Here is a 16,740-nt window from a genome sequence, read left to right on the forward strand (position 1 = left end):
AGGTCTGAAGCGCAGGATCGCGCGCGACCTACGCCTCCGCAGGCTCGCGTAACGACCGTGGCCAGATGCCCTGCTTGCCCGGCGAGAGGATTCCGTTCGGGTCGACGGCGTCCTTGATCGTCTCCACGAACCGCATGTAGGCGCGGTCGCCGAAGCTGTACTGCTCTGCCGCGAGGTCCATGAAGTCGAGATGGGCCCGGTACTCGCCGTACCCGTGCTTCGCGCACTCGCTGACGAGCAGCCGGCTCGTGTCGTACGCACGCCGGACCTCGGCCTCGTTCTTCGTGTCGAAGATGACCATCGTGACGTGGATGAAGCTGCGCGCGTTCGTGGGGATGAGGACGGCTGCATAGTCGAGACGCGCGCGCTGCTCGACGAGCCCCCGGATGAGGTCGCGCAGGGCGACGGCATCCGGGCCCGTCAGCCGCGCGACCGGGGAGAAGCCGATGTGCCCTCCCTCCTCGCCTCCGTACCAGCCGGTCATCTGGTTGATGTCGAGGTTCGGGACGCCGGCCTGGACGCGCTCGTGCGGGTTCTCGAGCTCCGCGAACGCGTCCGGCGAGTGCTTCTCGCCCCAGACCTCGGCTCCCGGGATCCGCCCGAAGGCCTCCTTCACCTTGCGGAACCGGTGGTCGACGACCGCCTCGTCGCCGTAGAGGGCGAAGCGCATCATCCACCGGCCGACCTCGAGCTCGCGCGCCATCTCGTCGATCCGTCCATCCGGGATCGGCTCCTCGCCCTCGTACCAGGCCGATCGCGAGGACAGCACCGAGGCGGAGGCGATCGTGTTCCAGACCTGGGGCACATTCTCGATCGTGCGCTCGATCATGAGCGCACGCAGCGTCTCGACCAGCGCCGGGAGGTCGTCGTCGTTCCAGACCCTGAGCCAGAGCGGCATGTAGCACTCCGGGTAGGGCATCAGCCAGACACCCATCTTGGTGACGATCCCGAAGTTCGACTGCATGAAGAGCGTGTCGAGGGACGGCCCGAGGCTGCGCTTGTAGACGTGCCAGGCCCGGTTGCCCGGCATCGCTCCCATGCCGGTCCTGAGCACCTCTCCGCTCGGCAGCACGACCTCCATCCCGCACGCGGCCGCCATGTCGGAGCCCGTCGGGAGATACGTCGCGCCGTTCTCGAGGGCATTGCCCACGACGCTTCCCCAGCCGAGGTCGGGGACCGAGACCATCAGCCTGTGCCCGCCCGCGCGCAGCGCGTCGTAGAGGTCGAACCAGCGGACGCCCGGCTCGACCACGGCAAACGCGCTGTCCTCGTCGATCTCGAGCACGCGGTTCATCCTCCGAAGGCTCACGATCACGGACCCCTTCAGGCGGGGCGCCGGGCCTCCATAGCCGTTGTTCATGCCCGTCGCGTGTGTCCAGAGCGGAACCTTGTGCTCGTTCGCGATCCGCACGATCTGCTGGATCTCGTCGACCGTCTCCGGCATGAGCACCGCCGACGCCGTGTAGTCGTCCGATGCCGCGAACGCGAACGGGTCGCGGAACTCGCGAAGCTCGTCCTCACCCGCGATCACCGCCTCGGAGCCGAGAGCCGAGCGGAAGGAATCGAGCGCGAGCGCGAGACTCTCCTCCGACAGGTGGGACGTGAGCGCAGTTGCCATCGGGCACCTCCTGTCGATAGCGGGCGGCCTCGAGCATACGAGGAGCGCGGCGTTCAGCTCAAGCCGAGAAGGCGCGCGGCGTTCTCCTTGAGGATCAGGGGCCGGACCTCGTCCTTGAACGGCGCCTCGGCGAAATCGGCAAGCCACCGGTCCGGCGTGATCAACGGAAAGTCCGAGCCGAAGAGCACTTTCGTGCGGAGCTGCGAGTTCGCGTACTGCACGAGCTGCGGCGGGAAGTACCTCGGCGACCACCCGGAGAGGTCGATCCAGACGTTCTGCTTGTGCAGGCAGACGGAGATCGCCTCGTCCTGCCAGGGGAACGACGGGTGCGCGAGCACGATCTGCAGCTCGGGGAAGTCGGCGGCGACGTCGTCGAGGCAGATCGGGTTCGAGTACTTGAGACGGAAGCCGCCTCCCCCGGGGACGCCGGTGCCGATGCCGCTGTGGCCCGTGTGGAAGAGCGCGGGCAGGCCGGCCTCCGCGATCGCCTCGTAGAGCGGATAGGCGCTGCGGTCGTTCGGGAAGAACGCCTGGAGGTTGGGATGGAACTTGAACCCCTTGACGCCGTGCTCGGCGATCAGCCGCCGGGCCCGCTCGACGGCGTCGGGTCGGGCCGGGTCGACGCTCGCGAACGGCACGAGCACGTCCGCGTTGGCCGCGGCCGCCTCCGCGATCTCCTCGTTCGGGATCGGCGCGATGCCGCTGCGGGACTCCCAGTCCACGGTGAACACGACCGCGGCCATGCTCCGCTCCCGGTAGTGCGTCGCGACGTCGTCGACGGTCGGAAGCGGTTGGTCGCTTCGGAAGTACGCCCTCGCGGCCGTCCGGAGCTCGGACGGCATCGGATCGTGCCCGTCGCGCGTGAGCTCGGTGTGGACGTGCACGTCGATCGCGACGACCGCCCCGACGTCGATCACGGGTCACGCTCCTCGACGCCGTCACCGCGCCGCGTCCTCGCCCCGTCGGCCGGATCGGTCACGCAGCCGATCATCTCACGCCGCGGGAGCACACGGATCGCCGGCCGCGATTGACGCGTCCCGGGCGGCTCGCTTAGAGTCGCCGGGTGGCCCCCCGGACTCTCGATGCGGGCCGCGTCGAGGCGGTCGAGATGCTCTGCGAGCTGATCGTCCCCGGCTCGGGACGCGTCGGGCCCGCCGTCTACATCGACGCCGTGATCTCGGGCATGCCGCCCGAGGCCCGCGACGGCGCGCTGGCCTCGATCGACGCGCTCGCGCCCGCCGCGGCGCAGGGGGCCGACGCGCTGGCCCGGCACGAGCGCACGCCGGAGTTCGGCCTCGTGCGCGCGCTCGCGATCGAGGCGTACTACAGCGACTTCGTGGCCGCGGGAAAGGAAGGCCCCGGCGCGTGGACCGCGATCGACTTCAACTCGCCGCTCGCGACGCGCCTCGACAAGGACTGGTCCTACCTGGGGATCGCGTGAGGACCGAGTTCGACGTCGTCGTGGTGGGCTCCGGAGCGGGCGGCGGCGTCGTCGCGGCGGAGCTCGCCGGCCGCGGGCGCGACGTCCTGCTGCTCGAGTGCGGCCCGCACCTGCGGGCTCCCGACTTCACGCGCTGGGAGGCGAAGGCGGCGCACGATCTCTTCTGGCCGCTGCGACTGGCCCCGGCGCCGCGCGGTGAGATGGTCGCCTTCCTCGCCGGGCGCTGCGTCGGCGGGACGACGACGATCAACACGAAGGTCGCACTGCGGGCGCACGAGCGCGACGTCGCCAAGTGGCACCCGGCGACGGGGCTGACGAACGACGGGAAGGAGCCGTTCGCCGCATCCGATCTCGGCCCGTACTACGACCGGGTCGAGCGTGTGCTCGGCGTGCGGGAGCGGGCCGACTGGCAGAAGAGCGTGTTCACCGTGGACGCCGGCTTCCGGGCCCTCGGCGCCGAGCTCGAGCCCGTCAGCTCGTACACGGACGCGAACTGCACCAGCTGCGGCTCCTGCATCCAGGGCTGCCCGACCAACGCCGGCAAGTCGACCATGAACACGTACATCGCCGACGCCCTCGCGCGCGGCATCCTCGAGCTGCGAGCGCACGCCCAGGTCGAGCGGGTGCTGGTCGACGGCTCCGTGGCGACGGGGGTCGAGTACGTCGACGGTGCAGGCGAGCGGCACACGGCACGCGCAGGCGCGGTCGTGGTGGCCGCCGGCGCGCTCAACACCCCGCAGCTCCTGATCCGGTCCGGTGTCCCGAACGCCTCGATCGGGCGGTATCTCGGGATCCACCCCATCCGGCTCGTGTACGGCCTCTTCGACGAGCCGCAGGACGCGCACATGGTCTACCCGATCACAGCGCACTGCATGCAGCACCAGCACGACGAGGACGGCGGCTTCGTGATCGAGGCGACGACGATCCAGGACCCGATCTCCTTCGCGACGACGCTCTGCGACGACGGCGGGCCGCTCTGGGGCCCGCGCCTGGTCGAGGCGGTGCGCGGGTTCCGGCGCTGGATCGGGCTGCTCTCGCTGGCGAACGACGACAACAACTCCGCCGTCGTCGTCGACGAGTCGGGCGCCGAGCGGTTCGACGTCGACCTCCGGCCGAACGAGCTCGAGCGCGTCGACGCGGGGCTGCGGTTCAGCAGGGAGGTGCTCGAGGCCGCAGGAGCGAAGCAGGTCTACTGGACCGGCCTCGCGTCGACCCACGTCCAGGGCACCTGCCGGATGGGCGACGACCCAGCCCGGTCGGTGGTCGACCGGAACGGCGAGTCGCACGACGTCAAGCGCCTCTTCGTGGGTGACGCGTCCCTCGTCCCGCGCACGCTGTCGGTGAACCCGTCCTTGACGATCATGGCACTGGCGACACGGCTCGCAGAGCACCTCGACGCCGACCCGGGGGGCTACCTCGGCCCGAGGGCGGCCACGGCGGTTCCCGCGTGAGGGCGGCGCTCCTCGCCGAGTACCACCGCCCGCTCGAGCTCGTCGATCGCCCCGAGCCCGAGCCGAGCGGCCCACGGAGCGTCGTCGTCCGGATCGGCGGCGCGGGCGTCTGCGCGACCGACCTCCACGCGATCGACGGCCTGATGGAGCCCGCGGGCGTCCGTCTGCCTGTCGTGCTCGGGCACGAGAATGCGGGCTGGGTGCACTCGGTCGGCGACGGCGTCACGGCTGCCGCCGTCGGCGACCCGGTCCTCCTCTATCCCGCCTGGAGCTGCGGGCTCTGCGTTCCCTGCCGACGCGGCCAGGACGTGTTCTGCGAGCGCCACGAGTTCACGGGGCTGACGCGGGACGGCGGCTTTGCGGAGTACGTCCTCGTCGACGAGCGCTCGATCATCCCGCTGCCGGAGGGCGTCGAGCCCGCGGACGTGGCGCCGCACTCCGATGCCGGCATCACCGCGTACCACGCCGTCAAGAAGCTCGTACCGCGTCTCCAGCCGGGCAGCACGGCCGCGGTAATCGGCGTCGGCGGGGTCGGACACATCGGGCTGCAGCTCGTCCGCGTGCTCGGCGCCGCGAGGGTGGTCGCGATCGACACGGACGAGCGCCGCCGCGCACTGGCACGTGAGCTCGGCGCAGACGAGGTGCTCGGGGAGGACGCGGACGTCGCGAGTGCCGCACGCGAGCTGACCGACGGAGCCGGCGTCGACGTCGTCGTCGACTTCGTGGGCACCGACGAGACGCACTCCTCGGCGCTCGGAATGCTCGCGCGGCAGGGCATCTACTCGATCGTCGGCTACGGCGGGACCGTGTCGCACCCCTCCGTTGGCTTCGTGACCGGGGAGACGGTCGTCACCGGAAACCTCGTCGGCAACTGGATCGACCTCTGGGAGGTTCTCCGGCTGCATGCGAGCGGCTCGGTGACGCTGCGGAGCGAGCGCCATCCACTCGAGGAGGTGAACGACGTGCTCGAGAAGCTGCGCCAGGGAGAGGTGACGGGCCGCGCCGTCCTGGTGCCTTGACCAGTGTCCAGGAGCGGATCTTCGACGTCCGGGGGACGCGGGCGGTCGTCACCGGCGCCGCGAGCGGGCTCGGCCTGGCGATGGCAGAGGTGCTCGCCGACTGCGGGGCTCACGTCACCCTCGCCGACGTCGACGACGCGCGGCTCGCGGACGTCGCGACCGAGCTTGCCGAGCGCGGAGGGACCGTGCGCTCCTTCGTCGTCGACGTCTCGGACGAGGCGCAGGTCGCGGGGCTCGTCGAGGACGTCGTCGCGTCCGAGGGCGGGATCGACGTCGTGTTCGCGAACGCGGGCATCGCGGCGGTCCCGGGGCCCGCCGTGGAGGGAGGGCAGCGCCTCGACACCGTGGAGCGCTCGGACTGGGACAAGGTGCTCGGCGTGAACCTGAACGGCGTCCTCTTCACGCTCAAGCACGCGGCGGCGGTGATGAGGCGCCAGAGGTCGGGCCGGATCGTGGTGACGTCGTCGAACGCGGGGCTGCGCCCCGAGCCGGTCGTCTGCTACGGGTACACCGCCAGCAAGGCAGCTGTCCTCAACGTCGTTCGGCAGGCCGCGCTCGAGCTCGCGCCGGACGGCGTGCTCGTGAACGCGATCTGCCCGGGGCCGTTCAAGGGGACGCGCATCGGAGGAGGCGTGACCCTCGACCCCGATCCGGAGCAGGAGCGCATGTGGGCGACCACCGTCCCGCTCGGGCGCATGGCGGAGCCCGAGGAGCTGAAGGGGCTCGTGCTGCTGCTCGCGTCGCCCGCGTCGAGCTTCATGACGGGCGCCGCGTACCTGATCGACGGCGGCACGCTCGTCCTCGCGGGCTCCGCCTGAGGGCTACGTCATCCCCGTGCTCTGGCCGCCGTTGACGGTGAGCACCTGGCCCTGGACGAAGTTCGACCACGGCGAGCAGAGGAAGAGGATCGGCCCCGCCGCCTCCTCGGGGGTCGCGCCGCGCCCCAGCGGGATGACGCGCGCGGCGCCCTCGCGCATCTGCCCCGGGATGCCGAGCGGGAATCACGAGGACGCAGGCTCCGTGGGAGCAGAGGAGCTCGGCCGTCGCTCTCCCGATCCCCCGCGCCGACCCGGTGACGATCGCGGCCCTCCCCTCCAGCACTCCCATGCCCGTCCTCCTCCGTCGTTGGCTCGAACCCCGCCGCCCGCGGGGTCTAGGATCGCCACGTGACCGTTGGCGATGGCCGGGTGCTGACGCAGGGCCAGGTGCTGTGGACGCCGCCCGCGGACGCGCGAGAGCGCTTCCTGCTGGGACGCTTCATGGGCTGGCTGCGCAGCGAGCGCGGTCTCGACCTCTCCGACTACGAGGAGCTGCGGCGCTGGTCGATCGCCGATCTCGAAGGGTTCTGGTCCGCGGTCTGGGACTTCTTCGAGATCCGCGCCCACGAGCCGTACCAGCGGGTTCTCGGGTCGCGCGAGATGCCGGGCGCCGAGTGGTTTCCCGGCGCCCGGTTGAACTACGCCGAGCACATGGTCGGGCGGGACGAGGACGTCGACTCCGTCGCGGTCGTCGCGCACTCGCAGTCGCGCGACCCGATCGAGCTCACGTTCGGCGACCTGCGCGAGCAGGTCGCGCGGGCGCGTGCGGGCCTGCAGCGGCTCGGGGTCGGGCCCGGCGACCGCGTCGTCGCCTACCTCCCCAACATCCCCGAGACGCTCGTCGCGTTCCTCGCGACGGCGAGCCTGGGCGCGATCTGGGCGACCTGCCCGCCGGAGTTCGGCGTGCGCAGCGTGCTCGACCGCCTCGGCCAGCTCGAGCCGAAGGTGCTGCTCGCGGTCGCCGGCTACCGCTGGGGCGACAAGCACATCGATCGTCGGGAGCAGGTCGCGCCGGTGCGAGCCGGCTTGCCGAGCCTCGAGGCCCTCGTGCACGTCCCCTACGCAGGCGGACCCGACGACGCGCTCCCGGACGCGGTCTCCTGGGACGAGCTCCTGCGCGAGCAGGGCGAGCTCGCCTTCGACCCCCTGCCGTTCGCGCACCCGCTCTACGTCCTCTTCTCCTCCGGCACGACCGGGTTGCCGAAGGCGATCGTGCACTGTCACGGCGGCATCCTGATCGAGCACCTGAAGAACCACGGCTTCAGCTGGGACCTGCAGCCCGGTGACCGGCTCCAGTGGTTCACGACGACCGCCTGGATGATGTGGAACGCGCTGGTCTCGGTGCTCCTGCTCCGCGCGTCGATCGTGATGATCGACGGCAATCCGGTCTACCCGGACGTCTCCTTCCAGTGGGCGCTCGCGGAGAAGGTGCGCCCGACGTTCTTCGGGCTCAGCCCGGCGTTCACGATGGCCTGTCGCAAGGAGGGCCTGGAGCCGGGGCGCCTCTTCGACCTCTCGTCGGTCCGGATGGTCTGCGAGGCCGGCTCGCCGCTCCCGCTCGAGGGGTACGCATGGCTCTACGAGCAGTTCGGGCCGGACGTCATGGTCAACGTCGGAAGCGGCGGCACCGACGTCTGCACGGGGATCGTGCAGGGTGTCCCGCTGCTCCCCGTCTACGCGGGCGAGATGTCGACTCGCATGCTCGGCGTCGACGCCGAGGCGTTCGGGCCCGACGGCAAGCCGGTCGTCGGCGAGCTCGGCGAGCTCGTGATCAGGCAGCCCATGCCGTCGATGCCCGTCGGGTTCTGGAACGACGACGACGGCTCCCGCTATCGCGCCGCGTACTTCGACCACTACCCGGGTATCTGGCGCTTCGGCGACTGGATCGTGTTCACGGAGCGGGGAAGCTCGATGATCACCGGCCGCTCCGACGCGACGCTCAACCGCGGGGGAGTCCGGCTCGGCTCGAGCGAGATCTACTCGGTCGTCGAGGAGCACGACGAGGTGCTGGACAGCCTCGTCGTCCACCTCGAGGAAGAGGACGAGCTGCTCCTGTTCGTGGTGCTCCGCCCCGGGGTCGAGCTCGACGACGGGCTCCGGACGCGCATCGACGACGCCCTGCGCAACTCGCTCTCGCCACGCCACGCGCCGGACACGATCGTGGCAGTGCCCGCGATCCCGCGCACGCTGACGGGGAAGAAGCTCGAGGTCCCGGTCAAGCGCATCCTGACCGGGGCGAAGGTGTCCGAAGTCGCCGCGCGCGACGCGCTCGTCGACCCGGCCTCGATCGAGCCGTTCGCCGCCTTCGCCCGCACCCGCGCGCCGGTCGGGTAACGCCCGGGGTGAGGCCACCCCCTGAGGCGTGGCTCCCGGCCTCGCGTGGCTTCAGCCGCGTGGGCCGCGTGCCTCGGCGATGCTGGTGGCATCGGTGAGGTGCTCGGCACACGAAGCGCACGGGGCGGGAAGGCCCGTCACGCGGGCCTTCCCGCCCGGAAGCGGCCCAGACGCGCCAGACCGCGCAGCCGAGCGCGCGAGATCGTGGCATCGATCATCTAGGTGCGCGGCGCGTACTCGACACCCCGGAACGGCCAGTCGGACCCGAGCCACTTACTCACGACGCGCCAGAGCGGCGTGTCCAGCTGCGCGTGGCTCGCCCGCACCCAGGAGAGCACACGGGCGTCGTGGTCGCTGTCGGGCTGCGGGTAGATGTAGACGCACCCGATCACGTCCCGGCTCACCGGATCGAGCACCGTGTACGTGAACCCGGTCCGGTTGCGGAAGTCGTCGGCGTGGCGCTGCAGGTCTGCCCGGTTCTCGTCCGGCGTCATCTCCCGCGGCCAGCTGCTGTCCTCCCATCCGGGCGTCGCACGGATGTGCTCCCGCGACGAGGTCCACGCGTCGTAGTCCTGGTCGTTGTGCGCGGGGTCGAGCGGCTCGAGTACGAACTGCGGCGTCTCGAGCAGCCGAGGGACGTCGAAGTCGCGCGGGACGAACTCGGCCACGCGAGCGATCGTAGAACCTTGGCTCGAGGGGGCGCCGGGGAAGTCACCTGCGCCGGCTGGAATGTCCCCTGAAGAGGACGCTGGAGCTGGCCGCAACCGATGAGTTTGCGCCGCCGTGCCAGTCTCGCGTACGGACCCGCAAAGCCCCGAGAACGCTCTCGCCTACATCAACGAATCCGGGAGGCACCTTGAAGCTTCTTCTCACGTCCGCCGGCATCAAGAACGCGAGCATCCACGACGCGCTGGTCGACCTGCTGGGCAAGCCGATCAGCGAGTCCAGCGCCCTCTGCATCCCCACTGCGATGTACGGGCACCCCTGGGTCGGTCCCGGCGAGAAGGTGTGGCAGTTCATCAGTGGACAAGAACCCCGCTGCCCGATGTGCGAGCTGGGCTGGAGGTCCTTGGGAGTGCTGGAGCTGACCGCGCTCCCCACCATCGACGAAGAACGCTGGGTTCCCCTCGTCCAGGAGACCGACGTCCTGCTGGCCTCGGGCGGCGATGCCTTGTACCTGTGCCACTGGATGCGGCAGTCCGGGCTGGCAGACCTGCTGCCGTCGCTGGACGAGACCGTCTGGGTGGGGCTGAGCGCCGGGAGCATGGTGATGACCCCCAGGATCGGGGCCGACTTCGTCGGCTGGAAGCCGCCCACCGGCGGCGACGAAACACTCGGAATCGTCGACTTCTCGATCTTTCCGCACGTGGACAACGAGGACCTGCCGTCCAACACGATGGCCAACGCGGAACGCTGGGCGGCCGGCTTGTCGGGTCCGGCGTACGCGATCAACGACGAGACCGCCATCAAAGTGGTCGACGGGACCGTCGACGTCGTATCCGAGGGACACTGGAAGCTGCTCACGCCCCGGCACTGAGACCTTGTGCCACGATTGACGCCTCAAGCGAGCAGGTGGAGGCGGAGATGGCCCACGAAGACGTTCCCGTCCTGATCGTCGGCGGCAGCCTCGTAGGGCTGTCGACAGCGGTTTTCCTCGGACATCACGGCGTCCCGTCGCTCGTCCTCGAGCGCCATCGCGGAACCGCGATCCACCCGCGGGCCGCGCTCGTCAACCAGCGCACCATGGAGACGTATCGCGCTGTCGGCCTGGAGGAGGAGATCGAGGAGGCGGCCGCGCGGGAGTTCGTCCAGAACGGCGCGATCGTGTCCGTCGACAGCCTCGGCGGGAAGGAGCTCGACTGGTACTTCCGCTTCATCAACGAAGGGGTGGAGGACCTCAGCCCGTCGAAGCGGGTCTTCGTCACGCAGATCGGGCTCGAGCCCGTCCTGCTCCGCGCCGCGGAACGTCTGGGTGCGGAGATCCGGTACGCGTCGGAAGCCGCCTCCGTCGAGCAGGACGACTCGGGCGTGACCGTCGTCGTCCGACCGCGCGACGCCGGGCCCGAACGCAGCGTGCGGGCCTCCTATCTCGTCGCAGCGGACGGCGCCCACAGCCCGATCCGGGAGCGGCTCGGCATCCAGAAGCTCGGCCACGGGAGCTTCTCGGACAGCATCACGATCTACTTCAGGGCCGACGTGCGCGCGCTGATGGGCGAGCGCAACCTGAGCGTCGTCTACGTCTTCGGCCCTCGCCTCCAGGGATTCTTCCGTTTCTCGATCGATCTCCAGGCGGGCTTCCTCGTCGTGAACTCGACCGTCGACGACGACGGGACGCGGTCGGTCCGGATCGGCGAGGACATGAGCACGCCGAGTTGCATCCGCTACGTCCGCGAGGCGCTCGGCGACCCGGAGATCCCGGTCGAGATCGAGAACGTCCAGCGCTGGTCGGCGTCGGCCGAGTACGCCGCACGGCTACAGGAAGGCCGCGTGTTCATAGCCGGCGACGCCGCGCACGTCATGCCCCCCACCGGCGGGTTCGGCGGCAACTGCGGCGTGCAGGACGGGTACGACCTGGCGTGGAAGCTCGCGCACGTCCTGGACGGCCGCGCGGACGAAGCACTGCTGGCCACCTACGACGCCGAGCGCCAGCCGGTCGGGGCATTCACGACAGAGCAGGCCTACACGCGCTACGTGCTACGGCTCGATCCCTCGCTCGGCAAGGACGACCTGATGCCGATCGTCGGGGAGGCCCCGATCGAGCTCGGTTACCGTCACCGCTCGGCCGCCGTGGTGCTCGGAGCGGACGGCGACGACGCGATGTGGGAGGACCCCGGCAAGCCGTCCGGCCGTCCCGGGTTCCGCGCGCCCCACGTCCCGATCACCGTCGACGGCGTCGAACGGTCGACGTTGGACCTCTTCGGGCGCCACTTCGCTCTTGTCGCCGGGCCGGGTGGCGAGAGCTGGTGCGCCGCCTCACGCGCGGCGGCGGTGTCGGCAGGAGTGCCGCTCGACGCCTATCGCGTCGGGGACGACGTGATCGACACGACGGGCGGGCTCGAGACGTCCTACGGGACCGGCGCGGCAGGCGCCGTGCTCGTCCGGCCGGACGGGTTCATCGCCTGGCGAGCGAGAGCGTCACACGCCCACCCCGAGAGCGAGCTCGCCCACGCGCTCGGCGCGGCGCTGGGCCGCGGTGTGGTCTCCGGCGCCCAGCTCTAGCGTCGCCGCCCCTTCTGGTTTCAGGGGCGTGGCTCCAGCCCCGGTTTCCGGGGCGTGGCTTCAGCCCCGGTTTTCCGGGGCGTGGCTTCAGCTCCGGGTTCTGGGGCCTGCGCCCGCTCGACCCTGTTCGCGGCCTGCGCTCCATCGTCGGGCCGGGTCAGGTCGCGGCAGCGGTGGCCGGGGCGAGCGGCGCCTTCCCGAGGATCATGTCCGCCGCCTTCTCCGCGATCATCACCGTCGCCGCGTGCGTGTTCGCCCGGGTGATCTTCGGCATCACGGAGGCGTCCACCACGCGAAGCCCCTCGACGCCGTGAACGCGGAGCTCGGCGTCGACGACGGCGCCCATCGCGCAGGTCGACGTGGGGTGGTACACGGTCTGGCTCGCGCGGCGGACCCAGTCGAAGATGTCGTCCTCGGAGTCCGAGGCCGGGACGCTCAGCGGCTCTCGCTGGATCGCGCGAAGCGCGGGCCGCGAGGCGATCTCGAGCGCGATCCGCACGCCCTCGAGCACGCTCGCCCGATCCTCGTCGGTCGTGAGGAAGTTGGAGAGGATCGTCGGCTTGGAGTCGGCCATCGGCGTTCGCAGGCCGACCCGGCCGCGCGAGGTCGGCTTGACGATCACCGGTCCGAACGCGAAGCCGTTGCCGGGCGGCGGTGTCAGGCCCTCGTCGAAGAAGGGCGCGGCCGCGAAGTGGAACTCGACGTCCGGCGCCGGCAGGTCCGAGCGTGTCCGGAAGAAGCCGCCGGCCTCCGGGTAGTTCGAGGTGAGGGGGCCGCGGCCCTCTGTCTCGAGGAGCCCGAAGTTCTCGGGCGTGAAGATTCCGAAGAGACCCGGCTCGTCCGTGAGGTAGTTGACGTTGACCATGCAGTGGTCCTGCAGGTTGTGCCCGACCGGCAGGTTCTCCCGCACGGCGATCCCGAACACGTCGAGGTCATCGGCAGGGCCGATCCCCGAGAGCATCAGCAGCACCGGGGACTGGTACGTGCCGGCGGAGACGATCACCTCGCGCTCCGCCCGTACGGTCTCCCGCACGCCGTCACGGGCGAGCTCGACGCCCACGGCGCACTCGCCCTCGAAGACGATCCGCTCCACGAAGACGCCTGACCTCACCTCGAGGTTCGGGCGTCCCTCCGCCGGGTGCAGGAACGCGTCCGCAGCGCTGCAGCGCATGCCGTTCCGCTGGGTGAGCTGGAAGCGCGAGACGCCCTCCGGCCGGTCGACGTTCAGGTCGTCGATCAGCTCGTAGCCGGCCTGCGTCGCAGCCTCGAGCTGGGCGTCGATGAGCGGGCTCATGGACCGGCTGTCCGAGACCGCGAGCGGCCCGCCGACACCGTGGAACTCGTTCTCGCCGCGCTCGTTGTCCTCCGAGCGCTTGAAGTAGGGCAGCACCTCGTCGTACGACCATCCGGTGCAGCCCATCTCCGCCCACTCGTCGAAGTCGGCGCGGTTCCCGCGGAGGTAGATCATCGCGTTGATCGAGCTCGAGCCGCCGATCACGCGGCCGCGCGGGTAGTACAGCCGCCGCCCGCCGAGGCCGGGCTCCGGCTCGCCGTAGAGGTCCCAGTCGAGGCTCGACTTGAACGCGAGGGGGAACATCGCCGGGACGTGCAGCTCGGCCGCCGTGTCGGGCGCGCCTGCCTCCAGCAGGAGGACCGAGACGTCCGGATCCTCGCTGAGGCGAGCGGCGAGCACGCATCCGGCAGAGCCGGCTCCGACGATCACGTAGTCAGCCACGATCGGGCACTCCTTGACTCGGGGTACGGCTCGGAGCTTATTGGCTCGCGATCCCGTTACCAAGATTGTTGGCGAGACGTCCGCTCGCCGGTTAGGCTCGCCTCGAATGGGCGCGAGCGACGACCTCATCGCCCTCTACTGGACGACTTCCGGACCGGTCGAGGTGCATTTCGGGCGGGAGTGGAGCCTCTTCGACCTGCGCGAGCGTTGCGAGCAGGCCGCACGGGTCGGATTCAAGGGGATCGGGCTCTGGCACGCCGACCTCGAGCACGTGCTCGAGAAGCGGACGCTCCGGGAGGTGCGTCAGGTCCTGGACGACCACGGCATGGAGCAGCTCGAGCTCGAGTTCCTGGGGGACTGGTTCCTCGACCCGCACGACGAGCGCCGGCGCGACTCCGACGTGCGACGCGCGCTGCTGTTCGAGGCAGCCGGCGCCCTGCCGGTCCACCACGTCAAGGTGGGGAACATCGTCGGCACGGAGTGCGAGCTGCCGCGGATCGTCGAGGCGTTCGGCGAGCTGTGTGCCGACGCAGCCCGGCACACCGATGCGACGGTCGCCTACGAGTTCATGCCCTACGACGTCACCGTGAACGACGTCGACAAGGCGCTCGCTGTCGTGGAGGGCGCTGACGCGCCCAACGGCGGCCTCGCGCTCGACACCTGGCACCTGGGCAAGCTGCGGCTCGAGCCGGAGGAGCTTCGGCGCCTCCCGGCCCGGTTCCTGTCCTGGGTCGAGCTCTCGGACGGGCCGTTCGAGTACGCGGAGGATCGGCTCGACGAGGTGATCAACAGGCGCAGGCTTCCCGGCGAGGGCGAGTTCCCGATCGTCGAGTACGTCGCCGTGTGCCGGGAGATCGGGTACCAGGGGCCGTGGGGCGTCGAGGTCCTCTCCGAGGAGCTCCGCAACCTCCCGATCGAGCAGATCTTCGACCGGGCCTACGAGACGACGAGGGCGCAGCTCGAGCTCTCACGAGACACCCGTCGGCTCGCCGGAGGCGTCGAAGGAGCGGAGGTGCCGGCTTCGCCGGCGCCATAGCGAGAAAGGAGAGCCTCGGTGCCCGATAACGGCCTCTCGAAGGAACGGCTGACCTGGATGTACACGCAGATGGCGCGGATCCGTGAGTTCGAGGAACGGGTGAAGCGGACGTTCGAGGAGCACCCGGGCGTGATCCGCGGCCACACGCACCTCGCCGACGGCGCGGAGGCCTCGATCGTCGGCTCGCTGGCCGCGCTCGGGCCGGACGACCAGCTCACGGCGACGTATCGCTGCCACGGCTACCCGCTCGCGCTCGGCACCGACCCGAAGGCGCTGATGGCCGAGATCTACGGCAAGGAGACCGGGATCTGCAAGGGCTACGGCGGCTCGATGCACCTGACCGACGTGGGCCGCGGGTTCCTGGGCACCTCCGGGATCGTCGGACAGGGCATCCCGCACGCCGCGGGTGTCGCGTGGGCGGCTCAGATCCGGGGGAAGAACCAGGTGGTGCTCTCGTTCTTCGGCGACGGCGCGACGAAGCAGGGTGCGTTCCACGAGACCCTCAACATCGCCTCGCTCTGGAAGCTCCCGGTCGTCTTCGTGATGGAGAACAACAACTACCAGGCCTACACGCCCGTCGAGCAGGAGGACGCGAACGCGGCGGCGGGAGAGCCGCTCGCGGTGAAGGCGAAGGCCCACAGCATGCCGGGCGTGACCGTGGACGGCGGCGACCCGGTGGCCGTCCACCAGACGATGCACGCGGCCGTGGAGCGCGCGCGCTCGGGCGACGGGCCGACGCTGGTCGAGTCGCGCGTCTACCGGCTGAGCGCCCACGGCAACATCATCGCGCCGCCCGGCGTGCCGCTCCACTACCCCGAGCACGAGGCGGTCGCGATCTTCGGCAACGTCGAGGAGTACGAGGCCGCCAAGCGGGGCGACCCGGTTCCGCGCTTCCGTGCGCGCCTCGTGACCGACGGCGTGCTCTCCGCCGAGGACGCGGACGCCATCGCCGAGGCGGCCCGGAAGGAGATGCAGGAGGCCGTCGACTTCGGGCTCTCCAGCTCGTTCCCGGCGCCCGAGAAGGCCGTCGACTACGTCTACGCCTAGGAGGACCGAAGACATGGCACGCGAGCTTCCCTACATCCAGGCGATCGGCGAGGCGGTCCACCAGGAGATGGAGCGCGACGAGACGATCCTCTACTTCGGCCAGAACCTGGCGCTCAGCGAGGACGACCCGTTCGTGAAGGCGTTCGGCGGCGACCGTGTCCGCGTGACGCCGATCTCCGAGACGGCCGAGATCGGCATGGCGGTCGGCGCGGCCTTCGCGGGCTACCGGCCGGTCGTCCAGCTGTACATGGCGGAGTTCATGCTCGTCGCGATGAACCAGGTGGTGAACGAGGCGCCACGCTTCCACGGCATGACCGGCGGCCAGGTCAAGGTGCCGATCGTGCTCCAGGCGGGGTACGGGTTCACCGCGGGCTGGGCGGGACAACACACGGGGACGATCTACGGCATGTTCCTCGGCGTCCCCGGGCTGAAGGTCGTGGTGCCGTCGACGCCCGCCGACGCCAAGGGGCTGATGACCGCCTCGATCCGTGACGACAACCCGGTCGTGTTCTTCCACAACTACCTGCTGACGCTCGAGCACGGCGACGTGCCCGAGGGCGAGCATGTCGTGCCGCTCGGAGAGGCGGCGGTCGTCCGCGAGGGCGGCGACGTCACGATCGTGGGCATCGGCTGGACCGTCGGGAAGGCGCTCGCGGCGGCCGAGCAGCTTGCGGGCGAGGGAATCGAGGCGGAGGTCATCGATCCGCGCACCCTGGCGCCGCTCGACACCGCGACGATCGTCCAGTCGGTGGAGAAGACCGGGCGGCTCGTCGTCGTCGACCAGGCGACCCGGCACGCGTCGGCTGCGGCGGTGATCGCGGCGGAGGTCGCAGCGGAGGGGTTCTCCGCGCTGAAGGCCCCGATCGGCCTCGTGACCGCGCTCGACGCGACGATCCCCTACAGCCAGCCGATGGAGGCGTACCTGCTCCCGGACGAGACGAAGATCGCAGCCGCCGTGCAGCAGGCGGTCGGCTTCTCGCCCGTCCCCGCCTGAGTCACGGCCGACCGGAAGCCGACCGCGC

Annotated in this window: 15 protein-coding genes; 10 read left to right on the plus strand and 5 right to left on the minus strand. The window is 70.6% G+C overall.

Annotated features, from left to right (window positions below):
• Positions 1-28: 28 nt before the first annotated feature.
• Both VFO26_RS17590 and VFO26_RS17595 read right to left on the minus strand, forming a co-directional pair.
• Entirely contained in the window at positions 29-1,618 is a 1,590-nt protein-coding gene (locus tag VFO26_RS17590) for an FAD-binding oxidoreductase (RefSeq protein WP_325116389.1), read from the minus strand.
• A 53-nt stretch (positions 1,619-1,671) separates the two neighbouring features.
• Entirely contained in the window at positions 1,672-2,532 is an 861-nt protein-coding gene (locus VFO26_RS17595) for an amidohydrolase family protein (RefSeq protein ID WP_349259100.1), read from the minus strand.
• A gap of 149 nt (positions 2,533-2,681) precedes the next feature.
• Here VFO26_RS17595 and VFO26_RS17600 point away from each other — a divergent pair, with 149 nt between their 5' ends.
• Genes VFO26_RS17600 through VFO26_RS17615 form a run of 4 tightly spaced genes read left to right on the plus strand, consistent with a single transcriptional unit; the run spans position 2,682 to position 6,347 of the window.
• The gene (locus VFO26_RS17600; RefSeq protein ID WP_325116391.1) at positions 2,682-3,059 is read left to right on the plus strand and encodes a hypothetical protein; all 378 of its coding nucleotides are present in this window, start codon (positions 2,682-2,684) and stop codon (positions 3,057-3,059) included.
• Positions 3,056-4,510: a GMC family oxidoreductase gene (locus VFO26_RS17605; RefSeq protein ID WP_325116392.1), complete on the plus strand. Its 1,455-nt coding sequence runs from the start codon at positions 3,056-3,058 to the stop codon at positions 4,508-4,510. Before VFO26_RS17600 ends, VFO26_RS17605 begins: the two co-directional genes overlap by 4 nt.
• On the plus strand, positions 4,507-5,529 hold the full coding sequence (locus tag VFO26_RS17610) for an NAD(P)-dependent alcohol dehydrogenase (RefSeq protein ID WP_325116393.1): 1,023 nt from the start codon (positions 4,507-4,509) through the stop codon (positions 5,527-5,529). The genes VFO26_RS17605 and VFO26_RS17610 overlap by 4 nt, the downstream gene beginning before the upstream one ends.
• Positions 5,526-6,347 carry an SDR family NAD(P)-dependent oxidoreductase gene (locus tag VFO26_RS17615; protein WP_325116394.1) on the plus strand — a complete coding sequence of 274 codons (822 nt, stop codon included), beginning with the start codon at positions 5,526-5,528 and terminating at the stop codon, positions 6,345-6,347. Before VFO26_RS17610 ends, VFO26_RS17615 begins: the two co-directional genes overlap by 4 nt.
• 3 nt (positions 6,348-6,350) lie before the next feature.
• Here VFO26_RS17615 and VFO26_RS17620 read toward each other — a convergent pair whose 3' ends face one another.
• The gene (locus VFO26_RS17620; RefSeq protein ID WP_325116395.1) at positions 6,351-6,506 is read right to left on the minus strand and encodes an SDR family oxidoreductase; all 156 of its coding nucleotides are present in this window, start codon (positions 6,504-6,506) and stop codon (positions 6,351-6,353) included.
• A 189-nt stretch (positions 6,507-6,695) separates the two neighbouring features.
• On the opposite strand from VFO26_RS17620, the gene VFO26_RS17625 reads away from it, so the two are divergent.
• Entirely contained in the window at positions 6,696-8,681 is a 1,986-nt protein-coding gene (locus tag VFO26_RS17625) for an acetoacetate--CoA ligase (protein WP_325116396.1), read from the plus strand.
• Between the two features lie 218 nt (positions 8,682-8,899).
• Here VFO26_RS17625 and VFO26_RS17630 read toward each other — a convergent pair whose 3' ends face one another.
• Entirely contained in the window at positions 8,900-9,349 is a 450-nt protein-coding gene (locus tag VFO26_RS17630) for a hypothetical protein (RefSeq protein ID WP_325116397.1), read from the minus strand.
• A 188-nt stretch (positions 9,350-9,537) separates the two neighbouring features.
• Between VFO26_RS17630 and VFO26_RS17635 the strand changes: the two genes are divergently transcribed.
• The gene (locus VFO26_RS17635; RefSeq protein WP_325116398.1) at positions 9,538-10,218 is read left to right on the plus strand and encodes a Type 1 glutamine amidotransferase-like domain-containing protein; all 681 of its coding nucleotides are present in this window, start codon (positions 9,538-9,540) and stop codon (positions 10,216-10,218) included.
• A gap of 47 nt (positions 10,219-10,265) precedes the next feature.
• Positions 10,266-11,900, plus strand: coding sequence for an FAD-dependent monooxygenase (locus tag VFO26_RS17640; protein WP_325116399.1), 1,635 nt, complete (start codon positions 10,266-10,268; stop codon positions 11,898-11,900).
• Positions 11,901-12,057: 157 nt separating this feature from the next.
• Here the strand turns inward: VFO26_RS17640 and VFO26_RS17645 are convergent, their stop codons facing one another.
• Positions 12,058-13,635 (minus strand): GMC family oxidoreductase, encoded by a 1,578-nt coding sequence (locus VFO26_RS17645; RefSeq protein ID WP_325116400.1) that lies wholly within the window; start codon positions 13,633-13,635, stop codon positions 12,058-12,060.
• Positions 13,636-13,741: 106 nt separating this feature from the next.
• Between VFO26_RS17645 and VFO26_RS17650 the strand changes: the two genes are divergently transcribed.
• From VFO26_RS17650 to VFO26_RS17660, 3 genes are read left to right on the plus strand one after another with little or no spacing between them, the layout of a single operon-like run.
• The gene (locus VFO26_RS17650) at positions 13,742-14,671 is read left to right on the plus strand and encodes a sugar phosphate isomerase/epimerase family protein (protein WP_325116401.1); all 930 of its coding nucleotides are present in this window, start codon (positions 13,742-13,744) and stop codon (positions 14,669-14,671) included.
• 18 nt (positions 14,672-14,689) lie between these two features.
• Positions 14,690-15,718, plus strand: coding sequence for a thiamine pyrophosphate-dependent dehydrogenase E1 component subunit alpha (locus tag VFO26_RS17655; RefSeq protein ID WP_325116402.1), 1,029 nt, complete (start codon positions 14,690-14,692; stop codon positions 15,716-15,718).
• Positions 15,719-15,731: 13 nt separating this feature from the next.
• Complete coding sequence (locus VFO26_RS17660; protein ID WP_325116403.1) at positions 15,732-16,712, plus strand: alpha-ketoacid dehydrogenase subunit beta; 981 nt, start codon at positions 15,732-15,734, stop codon at positions 16,710-16,712.
• Positions 16,713-16,740 lie beyond the last annotated feature (28 nt).

Source organism: Gaiella sp., assembly GCF_035710885.1.
Lineage (GTDB): Bacteria > Actinomycetota > Thermoleophilia > Gaiellales > Gaiellaceae > Gaiella.